Here is a 3,021-nt window from a genome sequence, read left to right as displayed (position 1 = left end):
GAACACCGAAACCTTTCCCTTGGTCCACCGCGATATCGCCGCAGCGGTGCGCAGGTGTTCGCCCGCCGTGAGCTGGGTGGACACCGCCGACGGCGCACGGCTTCGAGTGATGTCCTTCGGTCCCGCCGACGCGCCCACTCTCGTTTTCGCACACGGGTGGGCGTGCCGCGCCGAATACTGGTTGCCGCAGATCCAGGGGCTGGCCGGGGAGTTCCGCGTGGTCTGTTACGACCAGCGCGGACACGGGTTCAGCACGACGGGTGAGCGTGACATCGACGGTGACGTGATCGGCGACGACCTCGCCGCGGTGATGGACGCGGCGGTGAGCTCCCCGGCGATCGTGATCGGGCACTCGATGGGCGGGATTTCGATCCTGAGCTGGTGGAAGCACCACCCCGAGCAGGCAAAGAAGAAAAGCGTCGGCGCACTGTTGGCGAACACGACGCTCGGGAGCATCGCCACGGAGACGAAGGTCCTGCCGTTCAACAACGGCTCGGAGTTCACGGTGAGGATCGGCCGGATGCTCCTCGGTGCGGCCATGCCGATTCCGCGAGGAAAGTTAACGCGGAACATGGTGCGCACGTTGGTGATGAACCCGCGGCGCACGACCGATGAGCAGGCGACGTTCGTGTGCGAGATCGCGCGTACCTGCAATGCGGGCGTGCGTGCTCGCACCGCGCTCGCACTTGCCGATCTCGACCTCGGCGACGAAGCCGCCGAGGCCGTGGCGGTGCCTACTGTGGTGACAACGGGGACCGCCGACCATGTGCTGCCGGACTCCATGGGGAAGCGAATCGCCGCCATCATCGAACGGACCGGACACCTGGAGAAGCTCGTCGAGCTCGAGACCGGGCATACCGGAAACGTCGAGGCGCCCGAGAAGTTCAACGACATCGTCCGCAAGCTCGCCGAAAAGCATCTCATCGCCCCGCCGGAAGCGGACGAGGGGCCGGGTGCGTCGGCGGACTAGAGGACCGTTTCGGCGCCCATGACGACCGTGCGAGTAGGCGGCAGACCGAGAACCTGCGTCCTGTTGGCCGAGGCCTTCTCGAGTATCCGGAACAGCACCTTCTGCCACCGCGGCATCGACCTGTCCGTCCCGGGTTCGATGCGGAACACGGACAGGTAATAGACCGCGTCGTCCGGATCGAAGTCGAGCTCGGGGATCGGCGTGGGCTGTTCGGATACAGCGTCCGACGTCATAGGTGGGGCTGCTTCGGTTTCTTGTCCGTCGCAACGGCGGCCCGGTCCGGAACACCGGCCGTAGGCGACCGCGGCGCGGAGGGCGTGCGGCACGTCCTGGGAATCGTGGAATCCGACGCGGTAGGTGACGTGGACGATGCCGTCGGCGTCGTTGCCGAGACAATCGACGACGACGCGTTCGGGAAGGTCGACGTATGGGACGCCGACGTTGACGACCGTCACGATGACTACGTGTTCGTGGAGCACGCGACCTCGTTCGACGCCGGAGCGCAGAGCGAGCGGGACGGTGGTCGGGTCGCCGTGCGGATACACGGCCACGCCGGGGACGCGGATGGCCTCGCGGGCGGCGCCGGAGACGAAGTCGACGAGCGGCCCCTCCATTTCGCGGCGGCGACCGAAAAGGATTTTCGAGCCGCGCTTCCACGTGAGCATGATCGTCGTGAGCAACGCGCCGATGGCGAGCGGCAGCCAGCCGCCGTCGGGGATCTTGATGATGTTCGCAGCGAGAAGCATGAGCTCGAGCCCGCCGACGATGACCGCCATCGTGATCACGCGCCATAGCGGCCAGCGCCGGATATGGCGCGCGTACAGGAGAAACAGCGCGAGCACGAGGATGATCGTCGCAGTGACGGCGAGGCCGTAGGCGGCGGCGAGGGCCTCGGATTTGCGGAAAACGAGGACCAGCGTGAGCACCCCGACGAAGAGGATGGCGTTGATCGGGCCGATATAGATCTGGCCGCCATGGGTGGCCGAGGTTTGCGTGACCTTGAGCCGGGGCAGCAGGGAGAGGCGTGTTGCCTGCCGGGCGACGGAGAAGGCGCCGGAGATGACGGCCTGCGAGGCGATGACAGTGGCAAGCGCGGCGAGGACGATAAGTGGGATGCGCAGGGCCTCGGGAACGAGCGAGTAGAAAGGGCTGGCGACCGCGCTCGGATCCGCGAGAATGAGCGCGCCCTGGCCGTAATAGTTGAGCAGCAGCGCCGGCATGACCAGGCACATCCACGCGAGCATGATGGGGCGACGGCCGAAGTGGCCCATGTCCGCGTAGAGCGCTTCCGCGCCGGTGATAGTGAGGACGACCGCGCCCATCGCGATAAAGGCGACGAGCGGCCGATCGATCATGAACGCGAGGGCGTAGTGCGGGGACAGCGCGCGAAGAATGGACGGGTTGTCGACGAGGTGCGGCAGTCCCATTGCCGCGAGGGTGAGAAACCAGACGACCATGACGGCGCCGAAAAAGCGTCCGATGCGGCCAGTGCCCCAGCGCTGGACGGCGAACAGCGCGGTGAGCACGATGATCGCGCCGGGCAGGATGACCTCGTTGGGCACGGCATTGGTGACCTGGATGCCTTCGAACGCCGAGAGCACGGAGATCGCCGGTGTGATGAGGGAGTCACCGAAGAACAGCGATGCGCCGATGGCGCCGAGTACAAGGGCGACGAACAGTTTTCGGGGGCCGGTGTCTGGGGCGAGCTTGCGCATGATGAGCGCGGTGAGCGCGAGGACGCCGCCTTCGCCCTGGTTGTCGGCCCGCATGATGAGGCCGATGTAGGTGACGGCGACGATGATGATGAGGCACCACGTGACCATCGAGATGACACCGAGGACGTCGGCCTCGGTCGGGGCGACGGCGTTGTGGTGGGTGCTGAACACGGTCTGCAGCGAGTAGAGCGGGCTCGTACCGATATCGCCGAACACGACGCCGAGTGCGCCTGTGACGAGGACGAGGAGAGGATCGCCGCGGTGTGGGCGGGAAGTGGAAGGTGCTTCTGCTGGGGAGTTCGAGGTAGGCCGCGTAGCGGCTTTCGTGTCGGGGTC

The 3,021-nt window shown here is 66.4% G+C and carries 2 protein-coding genes; one reads left to right on the top strand and one right to left on the bottom strand.

The window, feature by feature from the left end; genetic code table 11:
• The coding region (locus tag K8V11_RS14545; RefSeq protein WP_303915866.1) for an alpha/beta fold hydrolase at positions 1–970 on the top strand (970 nt) is incomplete at its 5' end.
• On the opposite strand, the gene K8V11_RS14540 is transcribed toward K8V11_RS14545, so the two are convergent.
• On the bottom strand, positions 967–3,021 hold a 2,055-nt coding region (locus tag K8V11_RS14540; protein ID WP_303915863.1), incomplete at its 5' end, for a potassium transporter Kup. The two genes, K8V11_RS14545 and K8V11_RS14540, sit on opposite strands and share 4 nt — an antisense overlap.

Origin of the sequence: Dietzia timorensis (genome assembly GCF_020742175.1) — a bacterium.
Lineage (GTDB): Bacteria > Actinomycetota > Actinomycetes > Mycobacteriales > Mycobacteriaceae > Dietzia > Dietzia timorensis_A.
The sequence above is the reverse complement of the archived record's forward strand: the minus strand, read 5'-3'. Positions and strand labels throughout refer to the sequence as shown.